Source organism: Klebsiella sp. D5A (assembly GCF_001620885.1).
GTDB lineage: Bacteria > Pseudomonadota > Gammaproteobacteria > Enterobacterales > Enterobacteriaceae > Klebsiella > Klebsiella variicola.
On sequence record NZ_LOAR01000012.1, the window covers coordinates 101,907 to 126,175 of the forward strand.

At 57.7% G+C, this 24,269-nt stretch carries 24 protein-coding genes and 1 pseudogene; 12 read left to right on the plus strand and 13 right to left on the minus strand.

Going from position 1 to position 24,269, the window contains the following annotated elements; translation table 11 throughout:
- The first annotated feature begins 155 nt into the window (after positions 1-155).
- A complete protein-coding gene (locus tag AS136_RS18055; RefSeq protein ID WP_023322887.1) occupies positions 156-395 on the plus strand; it encodes a YobH family protein in 240 nt (79 codons plus the stop codon).
- A 58-nt stretch (positions 396-453) separates the two neighbouring features.
- Here AS136_RS18055 and kdgR read toward each other — a convergent pair whose 3' ends face one another.
- Complete coding sequence (kdgR, locus tag AS136_RS18060; RefSeq protein WP_023322888.1) at positions 454-1,245, minus strand: DNA-binding transcriptional regulator KdgR; 792 nt, start codon at positions 1,243-1,245, stop codon at positions 454-456.
- A gap of 177 nt (positions 1,246-1,422) precedes the next feature.
- Between kdgR and AS136_RS18065 the strand changes: the two genes are divergently transcribed.
- Positions 1,423-2,793 (plus strand): MFS transporter, encoded by a 1,371-nt coding sequence (locus AS136_RS18065; protein ID WP_032731027.1) that lies wholly within the window; start codon positions 1,423-1,425, stop codon positions 2,791-2,793.
- A 69-nt stretch (positions 2,794-2,862) separates the two neighbouring features.
- Here the strand turns inward: AS136_RS18065 and htpX are convergent, their stop codons facing one another.
- The 4 genes and pseudogenes from htpX to AS136_RS18085 all read right to left on the minus strand — a co-directional run bounded on the left by htpX (position 2,863) and on the right by AS136_RS18085 (position 7,323).
- Positions 2,863-3,747 carry a protease HtpX gene (gene htpX, locus AS136_RS18070; protein ID WP_008804280.1) on the minus strand — a complete coding sequence of 295 codons (885 nt, stop codon included), beginning with the start codon at positions 3,745-3,747 and terminating at the stop codon, positions 2,863-2,865.
- A 235-nt stretch (positions 3,748-3,982) separates the two neighbouring features.
- A complete protein-coding gene (gene prc / locus AS136_RS18075) occupies positions 3,983-6,031 on the minus strand; it encodes a carboxy terminal-processing peptidase (protein ID WP_023322890.1) in 2,049 nt (682 codons plus the stop codon).
- A 19-nt stretch (positions 6,032-6,050) separates the two neighbouring features.
- Complete coding sequence (proQ, locus tag AS136_RS18080; RefSeq protein ID WP_023322891.1) at positions 6,051-6,728, minus strand: RNA chaperone ProQ; 678 nt, start codon at positions 6,726-6,728, stop codon at positions 6,051-6,053.
- A gap of 81 nt (positions 6,729-6,809) precedes the next feature.
- Positions 6,810-7,323, minus strand: a pseudogene (locus AS136_RS18085) (GAF domain-containing protein).
- A gap of 132 nt (positions 7,324-7,455) precedes the next feature.
- On the opposite strand from AS136_RS18085, the gene yebS reads away from it, so the two are divergent.
- From yebS to AS136_RS18110, 5 genes are all read left to right on the plus strand, one after another.
- A complete protein-coding gene (gene yebS / locus AS136_RS18090; protein WP_023322892.1) occupies positions 7,456-8,739 on the plus strand; it encodes a membrane integrity lipid transport subunit YebS in 1,284 nt (427 codons plus the stop codon).
- Positions 8,708-11,341 (plus strand): PqiB family protein, encoded by a 2,634-nt coding sequence (locus AS136_RS18095; RefSeq protein WP_023322893.1) that lies wholly within the window; start codon positions 8,708-8,710, stop codon positions 11,339-11,341. Before yebS ends, AS136_RS18095 begins: the two co-directional genes overlap by 32 nt.
- A 129-nt stretch (positions 11,342-11,470) precedes the next feature.
- The gene (rsmF, locus tag AS136_RS18100) at positions 11,471-12,904 is read left to right on the plus strand and encodes a 16S rRNA (cytosine(1407)-C(5))-methyltransferase RsmF (protein ID WP_012541265.1); all 1,434 of its coding nucleotides are present in this window, start codon (positions 11,471-11,473) and stop codon (positions 12,902-12,904) included.
- Positions 12,905-13,019: 115 nt separating this feature from the next.
- Positions 13,020-13,259, plus strand: a complete 240-nt coding sequence (locus AS136_RS18105) for a YebV family protein (RefSeq protein ID WP_002911393.1) — start codon at positions 13,020-13,022, stop codon at positions 13,257-13,259.
- Between the two features lie 97 nt (positions 13,260-13,356).
- A complete protein-coding gene (locus tag AS136_RS18110) occupies positions 13,357-13,548 on the plus strand; it encodes a YdfD/YebW family protein (RefSeq protein ID WP_002911395.1) in 192 nt (63 codons plus the stop codon).
- Here AS136_RS18110 and pphA read toward each other — a convergent pair.
- The gene (gene pphA / locus AS136_RS18115) at positions 13,545-14,198 is read right to left on the minus strand and encodes a protein-serine/threonine phosphatase (protein WP_022066249.1); all 654 of its coding nucleotides are present in this window, start codon (positions 14,196-14,198) and stop codon (positions 13,545-13,547) included. The genes AS136_RS18110 and pphA overlap by 4 nt on opposite strands.
- Before the next feature lie 156 nt (positions 14,199-14,354).
- Here pphA and AS136_RS18120 point away from each other — a divergent pair, with 156 nt between their 5' ends.
- Positions 14,355-15,323 (plus strand): VirK/YbjX family protein, encoded by a 969-nt coding sequence (locus tag AS136_RS18120; protein WP_162493241.1) that lies wholly within the window; start codon positions 14,355-14,357, stop codon positions 15,321-15,323.
- 103 nt (positions 15,324-15,426) lie between these two features.
- Positions 15,427-15,570 (plus strand): Ecr family regulatory small membrane protein, encoded by a 144-nt coding sequence (locus tag AS136_RS28245; RefSeq protein WP_048268691.1) that lies wholly within the window; start codon positions 15,427-15,429, stop codon positions 15,568-15,570.
- A 644-nt stretch (positions 15,571-16,214) separates the two neighbouring features.
- Here the strand turns inward: AS136_RS28245 and AS136_RS18130 are convergent.
- The 3 genes from AS136_RS18130 to yobA are packed head-to-tail and all read right to left on the minus strand — an operon-like array spanning position 16,215 to position 17,817.
- Complete coding sequence (locus tag AS136_RS18130) at positions 16,215-16,553, minus strand: YebY family protein (RefSeq protein ID WP_008804271.1); 339 nt, start codon at positions 16,551-16,553, stop codon at positions 16,215-16,217.
- Between the two features lie 16 nt (positions 16,554-16,569).
- Entirely contained in the window at positions 16,570-17,439 is an 870-nt protein-coding gene (gene copD / locus AS136_RS18135) for a copper homeostasis membrane protein CopD (RefSeq protein WP_023322895.1), read from the minus strand.
- A gap of 3 nt (positions 17,440-17,442) precedes the next feature.
- The gene (gene yobA, locus AS136_RS18140; protein ID WP_016161388.1) at positions 17,443-17,817 is read right to left on the minus strand and encodes a CopC domain-containing protein YobA; all 375 of its coding nucleotides are present in this window, start codon (positions 17,815-17,817) and stop codon (positions 17,443-17,445) included.
- Between the two features lie 113 nt (positions 17,818-17,930).
- Between yobA and AS136_RS18145 the strand changes: the two genes are divergently transcribed.
- Complete coding sequence (locus AS136_RS18145) at positions 17,931-18,161, plus strand: DNA polymerase III subunit theta (RefSeq protein WP_012541260.1); 231 nt, start codon at positions 17,931-17,933, stop codon at positions 18,159-18,161.
- 78 nt (positions 18,162-18,239) lie between these two features.
- Positions 18,240-18,899 (plus strand): exodeoxyribonuclease X, encoded by a 660-nt coding sequence (gene exoX / locus AS136_RS18150; protein ID WP_008804267.1) that lies wholly within the window; start codon positions 18,240-18,242, stop codon positions 18,897-18,899.
- A gap of 3 nt (positions 18,900-18,902) precedes the next feature.
- Here exoX and ptrB read toward each other — a convergent pair whose 3' ends face one another.
- The 3 genes from ptrB to AS136_RS18165 all read right to left on the minus strand — a co-directional run bounded on the left by ptrB (position 18,903) and on the right by AS136_RS18165 (position 22,235).
- Positions 18,903-20,963 (minus strand): oligopeptidase B, encoded by a 2,061-nt coding sequence (gene ptrB, locus AS136_RS18155; protein ID WP_032738870.1) that lies wholly within the window; start codon positions 20,961-20,963, stop codon positions 18,903-18,905.
- 120 nt (positions 20,964-21,083) lie between these two features.
- Positions 21,084-21,746 (minus strand): tellurite resistance TerB family protein, encoded by a 663-nt coding sequence (locus tag AS136_RS18160; RefSeq protein ID WP_012541257.1) that lies wholly within the window; start codon positions 21,744-21,746, stop codon positions 21,084-21,086.
- A 141-nt stretch (positions 21,747-21,887) separates the two neighbouring features.
- Positions 21,888-22,235, minus strand: coding sequence for a YebG family protein (locus AS136_RS18165; RefSeq protein WP_012967680.1), 348 nt, complete (start codon positions 22,233-22,235; stop codon positions 21,888-21,890).
- Between the two features lie 135 nt (positions 22,236-22,370).
- On the opposite strand from AS136_RS18165, the gene purT reads away from it, so the two are divergent.
- Positions 22,371-23,549, plus strand: a complete 1,179-nt coding sequence (purT, locus tag AS136_RS18170) for a formate-dependent phosphoribosylglycinamide formyltransferase (RefSeq protein WP_012541255.1) — start codon at positions 22,371-22,373, stop codon at positions 23,547-23,549.
- 57 nt (positions 23,550-23,606) lie between these two features.
- On the opposite strand, the gene AS136_RS18175 is transcribed toward purT, so the two are convergent.
- A complete protein-coding gene (locus AS136_RS18175) occupies positions 23,607-24,248 on the minus strand; it encodes a bifunctional 4-hydroxy-2-oxoglutarate aldolase/2-dehydro-3-deoxy-phosphogluconate aldolase (protein WP_002911423.1) in 642 nt (213 codons plus the stop codon).
- Positions 24,249-24,269: the final 21 nt, after the last annotated feature.

Consider the following 24,269-nt stretch of genomic DNA (forward strand, 5'->3'; position numbering starts at 1 on the left):
CTCTCCGCATTAGTACTTTATCTCACCAGGATAACACGGCCTTCTTAAACCGCGGCTAACTGTAATACGAACGGCAAGTTTAGGAATCATCGACTTGTTTCAAAACGTGTTCGTGTCAAAATCACGGCAAGGATCATACAAATAATGAGGCATCAATGCGATTAATCATTCGTACTATTGTCGTCGTGGCTATCTTATGGATTGGCGTATTATTAAGCGGCTATGGCGTATTATTCCACAGTGAAGAAAACGTCGGTGGTCTGGGCCTTAAGTGTCAATATCTCACCGCCCGCGGGGTCAGTACCGCACTTTATGTGCATTCCAACAGCGGTGTGATCGGCGTCAGCAACTGTCCGGTTCTGCGTAAAAGCGCAACCGTGGTTGATAACGGTTAAAATCACTCCGGCGAGCGCGACAATAGCACCGCGCTCGCCGGATGTTTCAGCTACCGCGTCAGAACGGGTAGTTGTTGTATCCCATTTGCTCAGAAATCTTGCGCGCCGCCTGATGCAGCATCGCCACATACTCATGCAAACGTTCTTCTGAGAAACGTAGCGTCGGGAAAGAGATGCTCAGTCCGGCGATAACCACGCCGAAACGATCGAACACCGGTACCCCGATGCAGCGTAGTCCCTCTTCCTGCTCTTCGTTATCTTCGCCATATCCCTGCTCGCGTACGCCATCCAGCACCTTCAGCAGCGCTTCCGTGCTGGTGATGGTCCGCTCGGTGCTGCGTTTATACTCCACGCCCTCGAGGATCTGCTCCACTTCGCTGCGATCGCGCCACGCCAGCAGTACCTTACCAATCGCGGTACTGTACAGCGGATTGCGACGGCCGATACGCGAGTACATCCGCAGATTGTACATCGAGTCAATCTTGTGGATGTAGACGATGCTGTCTTCATCCAGCGCCCCGAGGTGAATAGTCTCTTTCGTCAGCCGGGAGAGTTCGCGCATCTGAATATCGGCGCTGCGTACCAGGTCGACGTTCTGCAGCGCACGAGCGCCCAGCTCGAACAGCTTGAGCGTGAGGGAGTATTTCTCTGACTCGCCTTCCTGCGCCACATAGCCCAGTGATTTCATGGTCTGTAAAAAGCGATAAACGGTGCTTTTCGACATCATGACGCGCTGGGACAGTTCGGTAATGCCAATTTCACGCTCTTCACCCAGCGCCTGTAAGATGCCAAAAACCTTCAATACCGAAGAGACAGAATCTGGCTGTTTATCCAAATCTGCACCTGCCATTTATCACCTCGCCGTAACTGTTTTATAAAATTTAGAACCGGTTTTTATTATAAATTCGCCGCCACTGCGCCGCAATCATTCTTCTGCCACTTCGTTACAAATCTGCGACATACTGCGGAATAATCAATGCTAAACTCATCATTCAAAAAACCGTTGCATTTAAGACTTATATTCACCATGGATAAAAATTCTTCCGATGGCGTGCCGCTGCCGCAACGCTATGGCGCCATTCTGACCATCGTGCTGGGGCTGACCATGGCCGTGCTCGACGGGGCTATCGCCAACGTCGCGCTCCCGACCATCGCCAGCGATCTTAACGCCTCGCCGGCGGCCTCAATCTGGATCGTTAACGCCTACCAAATCGCCATTGTCATCGCCCTGCTACCGCTCTCTTTCCTCGGCGATATGGTCGGCTATCGCCGCATCTATAAGATAGGCCTGGTGGTGTTTATCTTTACCTCGCTGGCCTGCGCCCTGTCGCGCAGTCTCGACATGCTGACCTTCGCCCGCGTCGCCCAGGGGCTGGGCGGCGCCGCGCTGATGAGCGTGAACACCGCGTTGATCCGCCTGATTTATCCGCAGCGCTTTCTCGGCCGCGGCATGGGCATCAACTCCTTTGTCGTCGCCGTCTCTTCGGCAGCAGGCCCGACGATCGCCGCGGCGATCCTCTCCCTTGCCTCATGGCAATGGCTGTTTTTAATTAACGTTCCCCTCGGGATCGTCGCTTTTGTTCTGGCCATGCGCTTTCTGCCACCCAACAGCGCGCGCAGCAAAATCATCCGCTTCGATCTGCCGAGCGCCATCATGAACGCCCTCACCTTCGGGCTGCTGATCACTGCGCTCAGCGGGTTCGCCCAGGGACAGTCTGTTCAGCTGGTGCTGGCGGAAGTGGCCGCCATGCTGGTGGTGGGCTTTTTCTTCGTTCGCCGCCAGCTCAGCATGCCCGTCCCCCTGCTGCCGGTCGACCTGCTGCGCATCCCGCTCTTCTCACTCTCTATCTGCACCTCCATCTGCTCCTTCTGTGCGCAGATGCTGGCGATGGTCTCCCTGCCCTTCTTCCTGCAGACGATGATGGGGCGCAGCGAAGTGGAGACCGGCCTGCTGCTGACGCCGTGGCCGCTGGCGACCATGGTGATGGCGCCGCTGGCCGGTTATTTGATTGAGAAATGCCATGCGGGACTGCTGGGGGCCATTGGGCTGCTGGTTATGGCCTGCGGCCTGTTCGGCCTGGCGCTGCTGCCCGAGTCGCCTTCCGATCTGGATATTATCTGGCGTATGGCGCTGTGCGGCGCCGGTTTCGGGCTGTTTCAGTCGCCGAATAACCACACTATTGTCGCCTCGGCTCCGAGCCATCGTAGCGGTGGCGCCAGCGGGATGCTGGGTACCGCTCGCCTGCTCGGTCAGAGCACTGGCGCGGCGCTGGTCGCCCTGCTGTTCAACCTGCTCGGCAACAGCGGCACCCATACCGCCCTGCTGCTGGCCGGCATTCTGGCGACCGTTGCCGCACTGATTAGCGGTCTGCGCGTCACCCAGCCGCGCGCGGCCTGATAAACGGCGGCAAAAAAAATCCGCAGCTTTCGGGCTGCGGATTTTTATTTTTAGCGTCGAACCGACGGATTACTTCAGATACTCACCGCTACGCAGGGCTTCAATACGTTTATCCAGCGGCGGGTGAGTCATAAACAGCTCGCTCATGGATTTCGCTTTACCATTGATGCAGAACGCCATCATGCTGCTGGCTTCCTGTGGCTCATAGCTGGTTTTCAGACGCTGCAGGGCAGCAATCATCTTCTCGCGGCCCACCAGTCGCGCCGAGCCGGCGTCAGCGTGGAACTCGCGATGACGAGAGAACCACATGGTAATAATGCTGGCCAGAATACCGAACACCAGTTCCAGCACCGTGGCGACAGCGAAGTAGATCAGCGGGTTACCATTGCTGCTCTCCCCTTCATCTTCCCGGTTGCCGCCGAGGAAACCGGCCGCAATCTGGGCAATCACGCGCGAGATAAAGATAACGAAGGTGTTCACCACCCCCTGAATCAGCGTCATGGTCACCATATCGCCATTAGCGATGTGGCTGATTTCATGGGCAATGACCGCTTCCGCTTCATCACGGCTCATGTTTTGTAGCAGCCCGGTGCTGACGGCGACCAGCGAGGCGTCGCGACGCGCGCCGGTAGCAAAAGCGTTGATATCAGGCGCGTGATAGATAGCCACCTGCGGCATGGCAATGCCCGCCTGCTGCGCCTGTTGGGCGACGGTGTGCATCAGCCAGCGTTCCGTTTCGTTGCGCGGCTGCTCGATCACTTCCCCACCCACAGACTTCAGGGCCATCCATTTCGACATCATCAGCGAAACGATAGAACCACCGAAGCCGAACAGCAGGGCCATAATCAACAGACCGGTCATGCTGCTGGATTGGATCCCCGTGAGGCTTAACACCAGCCCGAACACGACCATTACTGCCAGGTTCGTCAGCAGGAAAAGCGCGATTCGCATCATAATTTTCTTTTTACCTCAATTTAACAAAACGCACTATGCGATTACCCACATCGTATGGGTCAGGCTGCAATTTTCAACCATCAACCCCCGCTAAGTCACGATAAAAACACAACTTTACATTTTGTAGCATCTTGCTGACAGCGGCCGGACAGGTTGACATTTTGTTAGTTGAGCTGAAAGGTGATGACAAAAGCACAAAATAAAACGGGCACCCTCTGAGGTGCCCGTTTGTTATTTATTTACTGGCTGGCGGTTCCACCGCCGGGCGCGCTTTTTCAAGATGCGCCAGGTCTACCGCGATATGGACCGTTTCATCAAGATACGGATCCGGCTCCTGGTAATCCTTCGGCAGGTCATCCAGTTTTTTCAGCAGCGGTTTGCCTTCGCGTTTCAGGCGATCGTTAATCCGCGCCAGACGAATCGCATCATCCTCTTCGTTCTCTTTCTCACGCTGGGCGTAGTTCAGAGAGACGATGTTACGCTTGTCCTTCATCGCGTTATAACGGGCAATATCCTTCATGATGTACTGGAACTCTGGATCCTGCGCGATACGCTCATCATGGCGCTTGAGCAGTTCCGGTCCAAACGGGGTCAGATTCCCGGACTTCACGTAGGTGGCTGCGTTGATGCTATCCCACGGCAGTGCGTTGTCTTCATACTGCTCGCCGGTCTCACGATCTTCATTACCGGTTGGCATCATGATATCCGGCGTCACGCCTTTACGCTGCGTACTGCCGCCGTTAATACGGTAGAACTTCTGGATGGTGTACTGGACGGAACCTAACGCCGGCCAGTCCGGACGCAGCATCTGATCGTAGATACGATTCAACGAGCGATACTGCTGTACCGTCCCTTTACCGAAGGTCGGCTCGCCAACGATCAGCGCACGGCCATAATCCTGCATCGCCGCGGCGAAGATTTCAGACGCCGAGGCGCTAAAGCGGTCAACCAGCACCACCAGCGGCCCTTTGTAATAGACCACGCCATCGTTGTCGCTGTCTTCGCGGACCTTGCCATTGTTATCACGTACCTGCACTACCGGGCCGGACGGAATAAACAGACCCGAGAGCGATACCGCCTCGGTCAGCGCCCCGCCGCCGTTGCTGCGCAGATCAATGACGATGCTGCTGACGTTCTGTTTTTCCAGCTTCTGCAGTTGCACCTTCACATCATCGGTGAGACCAACGTAAAAGCCCGGAATATCCAGCACGCCGACTTTTTCTTTACCAACGGTTTTCACCGACATCTTCACCGCACGGTCTTCCAGACGGATCCGCTCGCGGGTCAGGGTCACGATACGCGTCTTGGCCCCTTTGCCTGCCGGCAGGATCTCAAGGCGCACTTTGCTGCCCTTCGGTCCTTTAATCAGCGCGACCACGTCATCCAGACGCCAGCCGATGACATCAACCATCGGCTTCCCGGTCTGGCCAACGCCAACGATACGGTCGCCGACGCTGATCGCTTTGCTCTTCGCGGCCGGACCGCCCGCCACCAGCGAATTGATGACGGTGTAGTCATCATCCATTTGCAGGACAGCGCCGATCCCCTCAAGAGAGAGGCTCATCTCCGTGTTGAACTGCTCGGTATTACGTGGAGACAGGTAGTTGGTGTGCGGGTCGATTTCGCGAGCGAAGGCGGTCATCGCCAGCGAGAAGACATCTTCGCTGTTGGTTTGCGCCAGACGACGGATCGCGAACTTATAGCGACGCGTTAAGGTGTCGCGGATCTCTTTATCGTCTTTACCCGCCAGCTTCAGGCTTAACTGATCAAACTTCACCTTGGCGTCCCACAGCGTGTTCAGCTCGGCCTCATCTTTTGGCCACGGCGCTTTGGAGCGATCAAGGTTAAAATTATCGTTGCCGGTAAAGTCCATCGGACGTTCCAGCACCTTCAGCGCATACTGATAGCGCTCAAAGCGACGCTGCTGCGCCAGGTTGTAGAGGTCGTAGAAGACGTCCAGTTTCCCGGTGCGCAGTTCGTCGCCGATTTGGTCTTTTTTGGCCGCGAACTTCGCCACATCGCTGGCCAGCAGCACATTGTGGCTGTAGTCCAGCAGGTTCAGATAACGGTCAAAAATCTTTGCCGAGAAGGCGTTGTCGAGATCAAACTGACGGTAGTGAGAACGGGTAAAGCGCGACGTCACGCGCTCGCTCACCGTCGCGTGCTGCGGCTCTTCTTTCAGCACGGGTATTTGATCTGCACGGGTTATTTCATCAACAGCGAAAGCATGGCCTGCTATTGCCAGCAGGCCCGCAAGCGCGGTGATTTTAAAAAATGTGTTCATGCCTGGCCCGGCCTCCGTTTCAGAACACCAGGTGTTCTGCGCGTACAATCATTGACATACCAGAAGTCAGCTGTACACGAACGCCATCTTTGGTGATTTCCAGAACGGTGGCGTCCATTGCGTTATTGCCTGCTTTTACCTTCAGCGCCTGGCCGACGGTCAGAACGGAAACATCCGAAACCGGAGTATGACGCTCTTCACGCGGGGCTTTGGCCGCAACAGGACGCGGTTTACGCTGTTCAGCGCCTTCTTTACGACGCGGCTGCTGAGGACGCGGTTTACGCTCGCGGCGACCCCCTTCATCCTGCTGACCTGCGGCGGCGGCGGCTTCGCGTTTTTTCGCCTGCTGGGCAGCGCGCTGCGTCTGAACGCGAGCTTTCGCTTCTTCCAGCTGCTGGCGCGCATGGACAATGTGCTGTTCTTCCAGTTCGCCGCACGGGTTGCCGTCCAGGTCAACGCGGATAGCGCCGGCTTTCACGCCGTACAGATAACGCCAGCTGGACGTGTAGAGACGTAATGCAGCGCGAAGCTGGGTTTTGCTGAGATTCATCTCACCACCCACTCGCTCAACGAGATCCTGAAAAATACCAATTTTCAGGGGGCGCGCTTCGCCTTCAGCGCTAAAGCACTGCGGGAAACGTTCGGCCAGAAAGGCGATAACTTCTTTACTGCTATTCAACTTAGGTTGATTTTCCATGAAATTTCCTGATTACAACGGACGTAGCCAACAAGCCGCAGGCATGAACAGGCGACATTATAATGACGTCCTCGCTAAATGCTACGTTATCCGTTGATTATCCCACGACACGGGTAAAGATTTTTTGATAATCAGTGGCCGCGATAAGTTTTTCCAGTTGCTCGACCAGCGTGCGCAACCCCTGCTCATCTTCAGCTGTGAAGCGGCCGTACGCCGTGCTGTCGATATCCAGCACGCCGATAATCTGGTCGTTCACGCGCAGGGGAAAGACAATTTCTGAATTACTGGCCGCATCGCAGGCAATGTGACCATCAAACGCATGCACGTCCTCTACGCGCTGGACCTGGGCTTGCGCCACCGCGGCGCCGCAGACGCCGCGGCCAACCGGAATGCGCACACAGGCCAGTTTGCCCTGGAACGGCCCCAGTACCAGGGTATCGCCTTCCAGAAGATAGAAACCGGCCCAGTTGACCTCGCTCAGCCGCTCGAACAGCAGCGCGCTGGTATTGGCGATCATCGCCAGAAAACTGGTTTCACCTGCCATTAATGCCTGGAAATCGCGGTTCAGATCCGCGTAAAATTCTGTTTTGCTCATTATATCTTCACTTGGTTGTCTTACTGCCTGATACGTACAGCCTACTAAAATAAGCATTAAATGCGCTTAGGCTCAAGATGAATTCATTCATAGGTTAAGATAGTGGGATACATTCATTCCTGTACGTAATAAATGCCGATAAAAACACCAACGATTAAACCTGCGAAGAAGTTGGTCGTGCATGCCGTCAGCACACCGCTTCCCTATGCGCATTATCAGCGCTGTACGCAGTGTGACATGCTCTTTCGCTTACCGGTGCTTAAACGCAACCAAAGCGCCTGGTGCCCACGCTGCAACGCCAAGGTGCGCGATGGGCGCGACTGGTCGCTGACGCGTTTGGGCAGCATGGCCGTTGCGATGCTGCTGCTCATGCCTTTTGCCTGGTCGGAGCCTCTGCTGCGCCTGCACCTGCTGGGCGTGCGCATCGACGCCAACGTCCTGCAAGGGATCTGGCAGATGACCGCGCAGGGTGACCCGCTTACCGCCGCCATGGTGCTGTTTTGCGCGGTGGTCGCCCCGGTGCTGCTGGTGGTCTCGATTAGCTATCTCTGGCTGGGCAACGTGCTGGGGATGAACCTGCGCCCGGTGCTGCTGATGCTCGGCAAGCTCAAAGAGTGGGTGATGCTGGATATCTATCTGGTGGGTATTGGCGTCGCCTCCATCAAGGTGCAGGATTACGCCTTTCTGCAGCCCGGCATCGGCCTGGTGGCGTTTATCTCGCTGACGCTACTGAGCATCCTGACGCTTATTCACATGAACGTCGAAGAGCTGTGGGAGCGTTTCTATCCTGAACGGCCAGCGACCCGCGCCGATAACAATTTACAGGTGTGCACCGGCTGCCACTACACCGGCTACCGCGACGCGCGTGGCCGCTGCCGACGCTGCCACTCCCCGCTGCATCATCGCCGGCCACAGAGCCTGCAGCGCAGCTGGGCGGCGCTGATTGCCTCGCTGATATTTCTCTTACCAGCCAACCTGCTGCCGATCTCGATCATCTTTGTTAACGGTGCGCGCCAGGACGATACGATCCTTTCCGGGATCATCTCCCTTGCCAGCAGCAATATCGCCATCGCCGGAGTGGTATTTATCGCCAGTATTTTGGTGCCATTCACCAAAGTTATAGTGTTATTTACCCTATTGGTCAGCATACAATTCAAGTGCGAGCAAGGCTTGCGCACCCGCATCCTGCTGCTGCGGCTGATAACCTGGATTGGCCGCTGGTCGATGTTGGATCTGTTTGTTATTTCACTCACCATGTCGCTAATCAATCGCGATCAGCTCCTCGCTTTCACCATGGGGCCGGCGGCGGTTTACTTCGGCGGTGCGGTAATTTTAACTATTCTTGCAGTTGAATGGCTGGACAGCCGCTTACTTTGGGACGCACATGAGTCAGGAATCGCCCGCTTCGCAGACTGAAGCCAGAATAAAAACTAAACGCCGTATTTCGCCATTCTGGCTGTTGCCGGTCATCGCGCTGCTGATTGCCGCCTGGCTCATCTGGACCAGCTTTGACGACCGCGGATCGACGATTACCATCGATTTCCAGTCCGCTAACGGCATTGTGCCGGGGCGGACGCCTATCCGTTATCAGGGGGTCGAGGTCGGCACCGTCCAGGATATTAGCCTCAGTAAAGATCTGAGTAAGATTGAAGTTTCCGCCAGCATCAAACGCGATATGAAAGATGCGCTGCGCAAAGAGACCCAGTTCTGGCTGGTCACCCCAAAAGCCTCTCTGGCGGGGGTCTCCGGGCTGGATGCGCTGGTGGGCGGGAACTACATTGGCATGATGCCTGGCAAGGGTGAGCCCGAAGATCACTTCGTGGCCCTCGACACTCAGCCGAAATACCGCATCAACAACGGCGAGCTGATGATCCACCTGCAGGCGCCGGACCTTGGCTCCCTGAACAGCGGCTCGCTGGTCTATTTCCGCAAGATCCCGGTCGGGCGCGTGTATGATTTCACCCTGAATGCCAATAATCAGGGGGTCACCATCGATGTCCTGATCGAGCGCCGGTTTACCAACCTGGTGAAAAAAGGCAGCCGATTCTGGAACGTCTCCGGGATCAAAGCCGACGTCGGCCTGAGTGGGGCAAAAGTGCAGCTGGAGAACCTTTCTGCGCTGGTGAACGGCGCTATCGCCTTCGATTCACCTGCCGATTCGCAGGTTGCGGCGCAAAACGATGACTATCATCTGTACGAAGATCTGGCGCATAGCCAGCGCGGTGTGCTGGTCACCCTCGACCTGCCCGACGGCGATGGGCTGAAAGCAGGCTCGACGCCGCTGATGTATCAGGGGCTGGAAGTGGGTCAGTTAAGTAAGCTGAATCTTAACCCCGGCGGCAAAGTGACCGGCGAGATGACCGTCGACCCGAGCGTGGTGACGCTGCTGCGTGAGAAGACGCTGATTCAGATGAAGAAGCCGAAGATTTCCCTCGATAACCCCAGCGTCAGCGCCCTGCTCACCGGCAATACCTTTGAACTGGTACCCGGTGAAGGCGAGCCGCGCAACCACTTCTCCGTCATGCCAGCAGATAAAGCGCTGCTGGAGGAGCCCAACGTCGCCACCGTCACGCTCTCGGCGCCGGAAAGCTACGGGATTGACGGCGGCCAACCGCTGGTGCTGCACGGAGTAAAAGTCGGCCAGGTGCTGGAGCGCAAACTGACGGCCAAAGGGGTGACCTTCCAGGTCGCGATTGCCCCCGAATACCGCGATCTCATTCGCGGTGACAGTAAGTTTGTGGTTAACAGCCGTCTGGATGTCAAAGTGGGACTCGATGGCGTGCAGGTGCTGGGGGCCAGCGCCAGCGAATGGGTTAATGGCGGGATCCGGGTCATTCCGGGAGAAAAAGGCGAAATGCAGAGCAGCTACCCGCTGTACGCCAACCTCGAAAAGGCCCAGGAAAACAGCCTGAGCGAAGTGCCGACCACGACCTTAAGCCTCTCAGCCGAGACCCTGCCTGACGTTCAGGCCGGCTCGGTGGTGCTGTATCGTAAATTCGCCGTCGGCGAGATCATCGCCGTCAAACCGCGCAAAGACGCTTTCGATATCGATTTGCATATCAAGCCGGAGTACCGCTACCTGCTGACCAACAACAGCGTCTTCTGGGCCGAAGGGGGGGCGAAGGTCAAACTTGACGGCAACGGACTCACCGTTCAGGCCTCGCCGCTGGCGCGCGCCATTAAAGGGGCGATCAGTTTCGATAACCTCAATGGCAGCAGCGCCAACGCGCGGCTGAATAACAAACGTATCCTTTACGCTTCGGAAACGGCGGCGCGCGCCGTGGGCGGCCAGATAACCCTGCACGCGTTTGACGCCGGGAAGATGGCGGCCGGGATGCCGATTCGTTATCTCGGCATCGATATCGGTCAGATCCAGTCCCTGGAGCTGATCACCGCCAAAAACGAAGTGCAGGCGAAAGCGGTGCTCTACCCGGAATACGTCGGTACCTTCGCCCGGGCCGGGACCCGCTTCTCGGTGATCACCCCGCAAATCTCCGCCGCGGGCGTCGAGCATCTCGACACCCTGTTCCAGTCCTATATTAACGTTGAGCCGGGACGCGGGCCGGCGCGCCGCGACTTTGAGATCCAGGATACGACGATCAGCGACTCACGTTATATCGACGGCCTGAACATCGTGGTGGAAGCGCCGGAGGCGGGGTCGCTTGGCATCGGTACGCCGGTCCTGTTCCGCGGCCTTGAGGTGGGGACGGTCACTGGCCTGTCGCTGGGGTCAATGTCCGATCGGGTGATGGTGAAACTGCGTATCAGCAAGCGCTACCAGTATCTGGTACGCAATAACTCGGTGTTCTGGCTGGCCTCAGGTTACAGCCTCGACTTCGGCCTGATTGGCGGCGTGGTGAAAACCGGGACCTTCAACCAGTTTATCCGCGGCGGGATCGCCTTTGCCACGCCACCGGGGACACCGCTGGCGCCGAAGGCCCAGGATGGCAAGCACTTCCTGCTGCAGGAGAGCGAGCCGAAAGAGTGGCGGGAATGGGGCACCGCCCTGCCGCAGTAACCCTCACAACGCCTTCTCCCGCACCGGCCAACGCCGGGGGCGGGAAGATGACTCACCGCACGCCCCGGTGTCCTGCACCGGGGCGTTTGTGCTAAACTGCGCACCCTTTTTTTCTGTGGTGCGCTGCCTGTGGCTGAAAATACTGTCTATTTCCCTGAAGCGTTTCTCGCTCAAATGCGTGCGGCAATGCCCGCGCATCTCTCTTTCGACGACTTTATCGCCGCCTGCCAGCGCCCGCTACGCCGCAGTATTCGCGTCAACACGCTGAAAATCAGTGTGGCCGATTTTCTGTCTCTGGTCGCCCCGTATGGCTGGCAGCTGACGCCGGTCCCCTGGTGTGAAGAGGGATTCTGGATCGAGCGGGACGGCGACGATGCCCTGCCGCTGGGCAGCACCGCCGAACATCTCAGCGGGCTGTTCTATATTCAGGAGGCAAGCTCGATGCTGCCGGTCGCCGCTCTGTTCGCCGATAACCCGCAGCCTGAACGGGTGATGGATGTTGCCGCCGCGCCGGGGTCGAAGACCACCCAGATTGCCGCCCGAATGGGTAACGCGGGCGGCATTCTGGCCAATGAGTTCTCCGCCAGCCGGGTGAAGGTGCTGCATGCCAACATTAGCCGCTGCGGCATCAGTAACGTCGCCCTGACTCACTTCGACGGCCGGGTTTTCGGCGCGGCGCTACCCGAAGCTTTCGATGCCATCCTGCTTGATGCCCCCTGTTCGGGCGAAGGCGTGGTGCGTAAAGATGCTGACGCACTGAAAAACTGGTCGCCGGAGAGCAACCTCGACATTGCCGCCACCCAGCGCGAACTTATCGACAGCGCCTTCCATGCCCTGCGTCCTGGCGGGACGTTGGTGTATTCGACCTGTACCCTGAATCGCGAGGAAAACCAGTCGGTTGTTCAGTGGCTGCTGTCCCGTTATCCGCAGGCGGTGGAGATCCTGCCGCTGGGAGATCTGTTTTCCGGGGCGGCCGATGCCTTAACCGCAGAAGGATTTTTGCACGTGTTCCCGCAGATCTACGATTGCGAAGGCTTCTTTGTCGCTCGCCTGCGCAAGACCGCGGCGATCGATCCGCTCCCGGCGCCAGGCTATAAGGTCGGCAAATTCCCGTTTACGCCGCTGAAGAGCCGGGAGGCCGCCGCGGTAACTGCCGCCGCCAACGCTGTTGGCCTGGCGTGGGACGCAGGCCATACGCTGTGGCAGCGGGATAAAGAGCTGTGGCTGTTCCCGCAGGCTATGGAGCCCCTGTTTGGTCAGGTGCGTTTTTCACGCATCGGCGTACGCCTGGCAGAGGTGCACAATAAGGGGTACCGCTGGCAGCATGAGGCGGTTATCGCCTTTGCCGCGCCGCAGCGCGCCTTCGAGCTGACCCAGGAGGAAGCGGAGGAATGGTATCGCGGACGCGACGTCTATCCGCAGACCGCGCCGCAGCAGGATGAGGCCATCGTGACCTTCCAGGGTGTCCCGCTGGGTCTGGCCAAGCGCGTCGGCTCCCGTCTGAAGAATAGCTACCCGCGCGAACTGGTGCGCGATGGGAAACTTTTTGCCGGCAAGGTGTGACGCCGCGCAAAAAATGCGCACTTTTTGACTGGCGGTTTTCACCCCATTGACTACGCTGAAAAATGACGGCCTCAACTGGTCGTACCACAACTCAGCTGAAAAATGGGGTGAAGCGATGAGTAAAACCAATGTCCGCATCGGCGCGTTTGAGATAGACGATGCCGAACTGCACGGTGAACATCAGGGAGAGCGAACGTTAAGTATTCCCTGCAAATCCGATCCAGATTTATGTATGCAGCTTGACGCCTGGGATGCCGATACCAGCGTGCCCGCTATTCTCAATGGCGAACATTCCGTGCTCTACCGTAAACATTACGACCGCCAGTCTGATGCCTGGGTCATGCGCCTTGCCTGACTCAAATGAACCCGTCGCCTGAGACGGGTTATTTATTTCCCCGTCCCGCCGTCATCCCCTACACTAAAGAGTATGTGAACCCGAGCATGAGGCCAGGATGTTTGCCTTGGTGTTGTTTATTTGCTATCTGGATGGCGGCTGCGAGGACATTGTGGTTGACGTCTACCGCGAGGAAACGCAGTGCTTAGTGGCGATGGAGGATCAGCGGATCCGCCACGGCGGCTGCTATCCGATAGAAGATTTTATTGATGGCTTCTGGCAACCCGCCAGCGAATACAGCGATTTTTAACCTGCCGATTGTAGCGCCACCAGCGTCAGCGTTCCGCCAAACACGGCGCCCGTATCAATATAGTGTTGATTATCGCGTTCATAAGGCGTGCGAAGCGGCGTATGGCCAAACCAGAAATGGTCTGCTCCGGCGATGGCGCCATGACGTCCCGCCAGATGTTCGCTCAGGCGATGACGGCTCCATAACACCCGCTGGGGATCCACCGGCTGCTGCCAGCGATAGACTGGCGCCGGATAATCGGCATGGGCGATCACATGCCGGGCATCTGCACACCCAACTTCAATAATCAACGGTAGCCGCTGACAACGCGCTAACAGCCGGTCGGCTTCGGCCCGCTGCTGCGCGGTGCCCCGGCCATACCAGTCGCCGCCATTCATCTGCCAGAGTGCCATATCCCCGCTCTCCAGCGCCTCCAGCGCCATCTGTTCATGATTCCCCCGAACGGCCCTGAACCAGCGGCAGCGCAGCAGGCCGAGGCAGTCAGCGCTCTGCGGTCCGCGATCGATCAGATCGCCCACGGAAATGAGCAGATCGGCCCAGGGATCAAAGCGCAGCTGACGCAGGCGGTCCATCAGTAGCGCAAAGCAACCATGCAGATCGCCCATCAGCCAGATATTACGCCAGTCGCTACCATTAATACGTTGATACATATAATTACCTCTCTGCTGTAATTATAGGTAATTGCGCCGAATCCCCGGTGATTTTTATTTACACCTCAATCGATTTTAAACAAACGGGAAATATAGTCGGCCAGAGGATTAAGCTTATCAGAAGCTCGCTTTAAAATAGGAGGAAATAACAACGAGGTGTTTATCGTGACAGACAATAGCCTGCATTCAACCAGCGTGCTTGCGCCGCGCTCGCATCTTATTGCCGATCTGGTGATGGGCAGACTAATACCTGCACCTATCTGGCGGCAGAAAAATTTTCGCCTTAAATTTCTGCTGCGTACGGCGTTATTTTATAGCCCCACCAAAGCAATGCTTGAGTCGCTTAGCGCCCGTGACGATTTTAATCAGCTTCTGACCGCGCAGGCGACCTTGCCGGGAAAAGTGCACCGTCAGTACCTGACGCGCGATCTTAACGCCTGGCAGCGGGCGATGGCGGTGATAAGTCATTATCGCTACATCGATACCCTGCAAGGGTCGCTGCTGGCGCATGCCATGACCGCGGTGAGCGAGGTCCCGCTGCTGACGCTGAACGGAAAAGACGACAGCCCGTTCACTCTCTCCGCCTCCTCAGCCGGGAAGGCTGAGCGCGAGGGCGAAACCACATTATGGCTACGCGACGGCGATCACACCCTGTTGGCCAGCGCAACCTTTAGCGTGACCTGGGACGGTGAAGCCTGGCAACTTGTCATCGGCGGCCTGCAGGGGCCACGGCGCCACGTTTCCCATGAGGTGATTAAGCAGGCCACTCGCGCCTGCTTCGGCCTGTTCCCGAAGCGCCTGCTGCTGGAGTTCATTTGGCTGCTGGCCGCTCGCAGCGCTATCGAGTCGATTTATGGCGTCAGCGATAACGGCCATGTGTTCCGTGCCCTGCGCTATCGTCTGAGCAAGGGCCGCCATTTCCACGCCAGCTACGACGAGTTCTGGCAGTCCATCGATGGTAAGCCGGAAAGCGCATGGCGCTGGCGGCTGCCGCAGCGTCTGGAACGAAAATCACTGGAGAGTATCGCCAGCAAAAAACGGGCCGAATACCGGCGTCGGTTCCAGCTGCTGGATCAACTGGCTGAGCAGGTGGACATCCTGACGCAACCGCGCCATGGTGCGTAAATGTCGCTGCGGATAGCGCCGCGCTGACACGCGGCGTTTGCTTATTCGGTCGTTATTTCGCTACTATCATGGCCCCTGGCGCCATTGGATAGTGGTTGGCATGATGAGTAAAACCGAAATTTTCCTGCTGATTCTTCTTGCGGTCATTCTGCTGGGCTGCGTATGGTTTATTTTTAGCGATGAAATTTGGCTTTTGCTCTGCTATCTCGAAAGTAAAATATATCCCACCTTTAGCGTCCCTGAATAATTTTAGCCGCTGTAAATAGCGGCGCATTCGCTTATTATTTTTAGCGATACGGTCGTTCATTGATAGCTAATCGCATGAATTGCCAAACCTATTAGACTTTGCTTATTTTATTTGTCATACAAATGTGTATACTAGCAGGCTTCCGATGTTGGCCCGCCAGTTAACCTGCACGCCGGGCCTGGTTAGGTGCAGGTTTTTTCTTTTCTCTTTCCACCCCAGCTTCAGATCTCTCCTTCCCGACGCAACCCTTCCTCAGGATGCGATTTGTGTGTAAATGGATTGTGTATGCTAAAAACGGTGTGCTATAACGGGACATCCAGAGGCCAGCCTGGGGTTTGACTGACATGATGTCGCTGGCTATTGCGAAAGCAGAAAGTTACCGATAAAAAGAGACCGAATACGATTCCTGTATTCGGTCCAGGGAAATGGCTCTTGGGAGAGAGCCGTGCGCTAAAAGTTGGCATTAATGCAGGCTAAGTCGCCTTGCACTATAAGAATAGTTTAACGCGTCAGCTTTTCCAGTCCGTGGCCAATGTGGTCGTATAATTCCTGGGAAACGGCTGTCAGCCAGTAAAAAACCGCCACTGCCGTTATCCGGCAAGGGCGGTTTTTTTTATGCTATTACAGTAAGATAACGCGGAACGCTAGCAGAGCTTCTGCGCTCGCTCGATAAATGGCGCAAGACTCATTTTTTGTCCCGGATGCTGCGGATCGTCGATCTGGATCACCGAGATCGGCTGCGCGGTCGTCTTGCCGGCTTTAACCTGCTGTTCCGCGACGTCATTGAGCGGATACTGGACCAGCGTACTCGGGTTGATGGCGTAAAGCGCGTTACCCGGACGGCAGGTCAACATCACCTCTTCACGGTTGAACGCCCAGCTCTCCTTCCCCACTTCAAAGCGGCTCACGGTGATAATTTGCGGCGCCGCCAGAGCAGCCCCGGAGCTTGCCAGTAACAACATGGTCAGAACAATTTTTTTCATGATTTTGCCAGTTAATTCAATAAGGTTCCCAGGTGGCAAACAGACTGACGGCCAGCAGCGCCAGCGCGCCCAGCCCTATCTCAGCCTGCGTGGTTCGCAGGATCAGGCTTTCCGCCCGCGAACCGCTTGCCGACATGCGCGGTACCAGAACATACCTGTTCACTAAGGCAATTACCACCATCCCGGCGACCAGCGCACATTTGATCAACAGCATGCGCCCCCAGGGCGAGGTGCCGATCACCGCCCCCTGGATCAACAGCGCATTGACCACGCCGCTGGCAAGGGTGCCGGCCACCGCCAGATGTCCATAACGCGAAAAGCGCGCCATGGTATAGACCGCAGCCTGACGCCAGCGCCCCTGCGCCAAACGCAGGCAGTAGATGAAGGGCAACAGGCCGCCGAACCAGCTGGCGACGCAGAAGAGGTGGACGGCATGATTAGTCCGCTGCAGGGCGCCGAGTAAGCCATCGTGCATAGCAGCATGCCCAACCCCGGCGGAAAGCAGCAGCTGGGCCGCCAGCAGGGCCATCAGTTGCCTGGCGCCGTGATGGGGACGGATCCACACCACGGCGAGAGCAGTCAACGCCAGCAGGATCTGCCAGATCCACACCCCGCCGAAGCGGGTACCCGCTACCGCCTGCCAAACGGCGGGCTGCCAGACATCCGCCCAGCCCTCGCCCATTATCCCCCCCTGCAGCAGATACAGCGCCACGGTTGAGAGCGCGCCAATCAACATCAGGGGGCGCAATAGCGGATAAAAGCGGTGCATCAGCACGCGCCTCAGCGGTACCGGCGCCCACCAGGCGCCATACAGCACGCAGCCAAAAGCCAACATCAGGGTGATAAAGTGCCCAAAACGCAGCGTGATATAGAGCCCGGTCAACATCGATCACTTCACGCTAAAAGTGTATTGCCCTTTGGTTTTATGGCCGTCAACCGAGACCACATGCCATGCTACGGTGTACTCCCCCGGAGGCAACGTTTCCGCCAGGGGTAAGGTGACCTGAGCGGGGTTGTCAGCGCTGCGGGTCAGTTTACCGGCGGCTACCGCGTGCTGCTGCGGACCGGTGACGGTCACGCCGCTGAAGGCCGGTTCGATCCCTTCTGAGAAACTGAGCGTCAGCGTCTGAGGAGGCGCGGTCAGTTGGGCACCCGCGGCGGGGATCTGCTGTTGCAGGTGAGCATGGGCGAAGGCGCCTGCCGCGGTTAACATACCGGCAAACGCAACGGAGAGGCGCAACGCGCGTCCAGCGAGGAGTCGCATATTCGTCATTCCCTTTTGTTATGTCTGTAGGACAGAGAATAACCCTGTATAATGGCAGAGTCGAGCTAAGCGTCAGCGCCTCGACCGGGTTTACCAGCACACTGGAGTTAATAATGGAAAGAAATCTGGCCAAAATTTCGCAAGCTGAGATGGATAAGGTCAACGTCGATCTCGCCGCCGCCGGCGTCGCCTTTAAGGAGCGATACAACATGCCGGTGGTCGCTGATTTGGTCGAGCGTGAGCAGCCCGCCCATCTGCGCGACTGGTTCCGCGAACGACTGATCGCCCATCGGCTGGCCTCTGTCTCGCTTTCCCGACTGCCCTGGGAGCCGAAGCAGAAATAATGCGCGCCCGCCTGCTCCCCATCGGTTGGCAAGACCACCCAATTCCTTTACGCTTGTTGTTTTGCTCTGGAGCGAGCCATGCTGCGCGTCATTGATACCGAAACCTGCGGCCTGCAGGGGGGCATCGTCGAAATCGCCTCGGTCGATATTGTCGACGGGCGAATCACTAACCCGATGAGCCATCTGGTGCGTCCTGATCGGCCCATCACGCCGCAGGCGATGGCTATCCACCGTATAACGGAAGAGATGGTCGCCGATAAGCCGTGGATTGAAGAGATTATTCCGCATTATCTTGGCAGCCCCTGGTATGTCGCGCACAACGCCAGCTTTGACCGCCGGGTGTTACCGGAGATGAGCGGCGAGTGGATTTGTACCATGAAGCTGGCCCGCCGCCTGTGGCCGGGGATCAAATACAGCAATATGGGGTTATATAAATCACGTAAGCTGAATGTGGCGACCCCGCCGGGGCTGCATCACCACCGCGCGCTGTATGACTGCTATATCACCGCCGCGCTGCTGCTGGATATCATCAACGTTTCCGGCTGGACGCCTGACGAAATGGCCGATATCACCGGCCGCCCGGCGCTGCTCACCACCTTTACCTTCGGCAAATACCGGGGTAAAGCGGTGGCCGAAATTGCTGAAAACGACCCCGGCTACCTGCGCTGGTTATTCAACAATCTCGACCGGATGAGCCCCGAACTGCGTCTGACCCTCAAACACTACCTCGGGGAATAATCGTCACACAGCCGCTTTTCCCGGCAGTGTCCCCTGCGCCAGGGCAATGAAAAAGGCATACTCCAGGGCCACCCCTTCATAGCTTTTAAAGCGCCCGGATTTGCCGCCATGGCCGGAATCCATATCGGTACAGAGCAGCAGCAGGTTATCGTCGGTTTTCAGTTCCCGCAGTTTGGCCACCCATTTCGCCGGCTCCCAGTATTGCACCTGGGAATCGTGCAGTCCGGTGGTGACCAGCATATGCGGATAAGCCTGCGCCCGGACGCCGTCGTAGGGGCTGTAGCTTTTCATGTAGTGGTAATAGGTTTCATCCTGTGGATTCCCCCACTCTTCAAATTCCCCGGTGGTCAGTGGAATAGATTCGTCCAACATGGTGGTCACCACATCGACGAACGGCACCTGGGCTATCACGCCATGAAACAGCTCAGGACGTTCGTTAACGGCCACGCCCATCAGCATCCCGCCGGCGCTGCCCCCCATGCCATAGCAGAGCTGCGGATCGCCGTACCCCTGGGCCAGCAGCGCGTCACAGACGTCCAGATAGTCGTTGAAGGTATTTTTCTTACACAGAAATTTGCCGTCCTCATACCACTGCTGCCCCAGCTCGCCCCCGCCGCGGACATGGGCGATGGCGTAGACAAAGCCGCGGTTGAGCAGGCTCAGCCGGCTGGCGCTGAAATCGGCATCGATACTCTCGCCATACGAGCCGTAGCCATAGACCAGCAGCGGATTGCTCCCTTTGCGGAAATGGTCGCGATGGTAGACCAGCGATACCGGAACCTCGACGCCATCGCGGGCGGTCACCCACAGGTGTTCGCTCTGGTAGCAGCTCGTGTCCAGCCCCTTCACTTCCTGCTGCTTGATAACCCGCCGCTCGCCGGTATCCATATCCAGTTCAAACAGGGTGTCCGGCGTGGTCATGGAGGAATACCCGTAGCGCAGTCGCGACGTTTCAGGTTCCGGATTATAGGCAAGCCAGGTGACATAGGCCGGATCGTCAAAGGCGATCCCTACCACCTCCCGGGTCTTGCGGTTAATTTGCCGCAGGCTGGTCAGGCCGCGCTGGCGCTCCTCGACGACCAGCCAGTCAGTAAACAGGGTAAATCCTTCGAGCATCACGTCGTGACGCGGCGGGATCAGCGTGGTCCACTGATCTTCATCGCGCAGCACAGTACGGTAGAGGCCAAAATTCTTCCCCTCCCGGTTGGATCGCAGATAGAACGCGTGCTGATAGTGATCGAGGCTGTATTCGTGATCTTTCCGCCGCGGCAGGAAGCAGACCGGCTCGGCGTCAGGGAGTTCGGCGTTGAGCAGTAATGCTTCACTGGTGGTGGCGCTGGAGAGATAAATCACCACGAACTGCTGGGAAGTGGTCTTATGTACGCTGACGTAGAAGGTCTCATCTTTTTCTTCATAGACCAGCACATCACTCTGCGCCGCGGTACCCACCGTGTGGCGCCAGACCTGATAAGGCAGCAGTGTGGTGGGATGTTTACGCACGTACCACACAAAGCGGGAATCATTGCTCCAGGCAAACCCGGAGGTAACATTTTCCAGGATCTCCGGGTACCATTCATCGCTGCTAAGGTTGCAGAAGCGCAGGCCATACTGGCGGCGGGAAAGATAATCCTCCGCCACCGCCATCAATTGGTTATTCGGCGCGACGCCCAGTCCGCCAAGGGTGTAGAACTCACTCTTCGCCGCCCGCTGGTTGCCGTCGAGCAGGATCTCCCACTCGTCCCACTCCTCTTTGAGCACCGACTGGCGCTGATAGATGGCGTATTCACAGCCCGGCTCGTAAACCTGACGGTAGCGAAAACCATTTTTACTGTAAGGGGCGGAGACTTCCCGTTGCGGAATGCGGTCGATAATTTCTTTCAGCAGACGTTCCTGCAGGCTGAGCTGCGAATCCATCACCCGCTTGCCATAGGCGTTCTCCGCGTGCAGGTACTCCAGCACGTCAGGTCGCGCGCGCTCATCGTCGCGCAGCCAGTAATAGTTATCGATGCGTGTATCGCCATGCAAGGTCATGGCGTGAGGGATCCGTTTGGCTTTAGGTGGCATGTTGTTCTTCTGCTGCTTTATCGTGACACAAGAGCATTCAGGTCACACGGCGGCGCCTGAATGATGACGTGTCTATAAGGGTGGCAAAAGACGCGGGCGATGCAAGCGAAACGTGATAATTTAGACGCTTAGCGCTTGTTTTTGTGACTGGATATCCTGTTCTATATCGGCCCGGACATCCTTTGGCAGTGACAAAGCGTCTCCCAGCGCGTTCAGATAACTGCGTTCCATAAAGTGGTCGATATCAATGACCGCGCAGCTGACGTAGTAGATCTCCAGTGCCTCCTGCGGATCAACGATGCCCTCCGCCAGACGCTGAGGATCCAGCGGTTGGGCCAGCGCCTGGTCGATCAGCACCCGGGCCTGAACGTCGATATTGGCCGCCCGCAGCTGGGCTTCAATATTAGCCCGTTCGTGATCATCTATATGACCATCGCTCCTGGCGGCAAAAACCAGCGCGGTGATCAGTCGCACGCTGCGCGGATCAACGTCCGCCGGCACGGCAGCCGGCGTGTTCGCCCCGGGGACAGGCGCGTTTTGAGCGCGCATCTTCTGCTGATACTTGTTCCATAACACCGTACCCGCCACCGCCCCACCGCCAGCCAGCAGCGCGCTGGTGCCGTACTTCGCCAGCAGTTTGCGTGAGGATTTACTGGCCACCAGCAACCCGGCCAGCCCGCCAATCGCGCCGGGCAGCAGTGCGCTCCCTTTTGACGACTCGCCTGTCGATGACGCGCCCTGCTGCCCGAGCAGCGACTGCAGTTGATTAAGCCAGTTAGCCATGGTTTTCCTCTCAGGTGATAAAACACTGCTATCAGCCTAAACGACGCGATGTCAGGAAATGTTAGATCTGGCTAAAGATGCGCAAAGGTGGGCGCGGCAGACAAATCCCTGCCAAGCCAGGCCATAGCTGGCTGCCGCCAGTCAGGCCACTTTCGCCTTACGCGCTTTGGTCGCTGGCGCCGCGGCGTCTTCCGCTGGAGAAGCCTCTTCTGCCGCCGACGGCGCGGGTGAGTCGTGCGCGGACGCATCCTGCTCCGGCAATCGGCCGACGCGCAGGATATGCTGCAGCGCCTCTTTTCGCTCTGCCAGCCACATCGCCATGGTGTCACGCTGGGCGTCATCCATCTCCAGCGGCGATGCCACCAGCCAGTCATTCAGCACCTCTGCCAGATCGAGCATTTTGTCGTAAGCGTCGGCCTCTTTTTTGCTGGCAAAAGACATTTTTTCCTCACCTTCGCGGATCACAACATATTTAATTTCAACCGCCATGCTGCAGCCTCTCAATACTGTTTTTTTATACAGTATAACAAATTTCCTCTCCGGACTCAACTCACGCGCGTAAAGACAGACGCAAACGTTTTCGTTTATAATCGGCAGCATCTTTTTTTACTGCGGAAGAGAGTTATGACTGTATTAGGCACCGCGCTGCGCCCGGCAGCCACCAAAGTAATGCTGTTAGGTTCCGGCGAGCTGGGCAAAGAAGTCGCTATTGAATGTCAGCGTCTGGGCATTGAAACTATCGCCGTCGACCGCTACCCCGATGCCCCGGCGATGCAGGTCGCCCACCGCGCCCATGTCATCAATATGCTGCACGGCGAGAGCCTGCGCGCTCTGATTGAACAGGAAAAACCCGATTACATCGTGCCGGAGATCGAAGCTATTGCTACCGATACCCTGGTTGAACTGGAACAGGCCGGGCAGAAAGTAGTCCCCACGGCGCGGGCGGCTAAGCTCACCATGAACCGCGAAGGCATTCGCCGCCTGGCGGCAGAAGAGCTGCAGCTCCCCACCTCCAGCTATCGCTTTGCCGACAGCGAAGAAGGCTTCCGCGCGGCGGTCACCGACATCGGTTTGCCGTGCATCGTCAAACCAGTGATGAGCTCCTCCGGCAAAGGTCAGAGCTTTATCCGCTCGGCTGACCAGCTCAGCGAAGCCTGGCGCTATGCGCAGCAGGGCGGCCGCGCCGGCGCCGGGCGGGTGATCGTCGAGGGGGTGGTGAATTTCGATTTCGAAATCACCCTGCTCACCGTCAGCGCCGTCGACGGCGTGCATTTCTGCGCCCCGGTTGGCCATCGCCAGGAAGACGGCGATTACCGTGAGTCCTGGCAACCGCAGCAGATGAGCGACCTGGCCCTCGAACGTGCCCAGGCCATCGCCCGCAAGGTAGTGCTGGCGCTGGGGGGTCATGGCCTGTTTGGCGTGGAACTGTTCGTATGCGGCGACGAGGTGATCTTCAGCGAAGTTTCCCCGCGCCCACACGACACCGGCATGGTAACGCTGATCTCGCAGGATCTCTCGGAATTCGCCCTGCACGTTCGTGCCTTTCTTGGACTGCCCGTCGGCGCTATCCGCCAGTACGGTCCGGCCGCTTCCGCAGTGATCCTTCCGCAGCTGACCAGTCAGAACGTCAGCTTTGGCCAGCTGCAATCGGCCGTCGGGGCTGGCCTGCAGCTGCGACTGTTCGGCAAGCCCGAGATTGACGGTACCCGCCGCCTGGGGGTGACCCTCGCCGTTGCCGATTCGGTTGAAGAGGCCGTAGCGCGGGCTAAAACCGCCGCCGCTGCGGTCATCGTCGAAGGCTAAAGACAAAAAAACCCGGTCGCGTTGCCGCTGACCGGGTTGTCGACCCTGAGGCGCGGTTTACTTCGCGCCTTCCACCGCTTCACGCGCCAGGGTGGTGATGCGATCGTAGTCGCCGGCCTCCAGCGCGTCGGCTGGCACCAGCCAGGAACCGCCGATGCACAGCACGCTATTCAGCGCCAGGTAGTCACGGTAGTTGGCCGGAGAAATACCGCCGGTAGGGCAGAAACGAATGTGGCCGAACGGACCAGCAATCGCCTGCAGGGCTTTCACGCCGCCGTTGGCTTCCGCCGGGAAGAATTTAAACTCTTTCAGACCATACTGCATACCCAGCATCAGCTCGGAAACCGTGCTGATCCCCGGGATCAGCGGAATGGTGCCGTCTTCGGTCGCCGCTTTCAGCAGGGATTCGGTCAGTCCCGGGCTGATAGCGAACTGCGCGCCAGCTTCCGTTACCGCTTTCAGTTGCTCGACGTTGGTGACCGTGCCCGCGCCGACAATCGCGTCCGGCACTTCTTTAGCAATCGCGCGGATCGCTTCCAGGGCGCACTCGGTGCGCAGGGTGACTTCCAGCACGCGCACGCCGCCCGCGACCAGCGCTTTCGCCATCGGTACCGCATGCTCCAGCTTTTTCACCACGATAACCGGGACAACCGGACCGGAGGTGAGGATTGCTTCTGCTGTTGTTTTCCAGTTTTTCATCAGGATTTTCTCTCGCCAGAT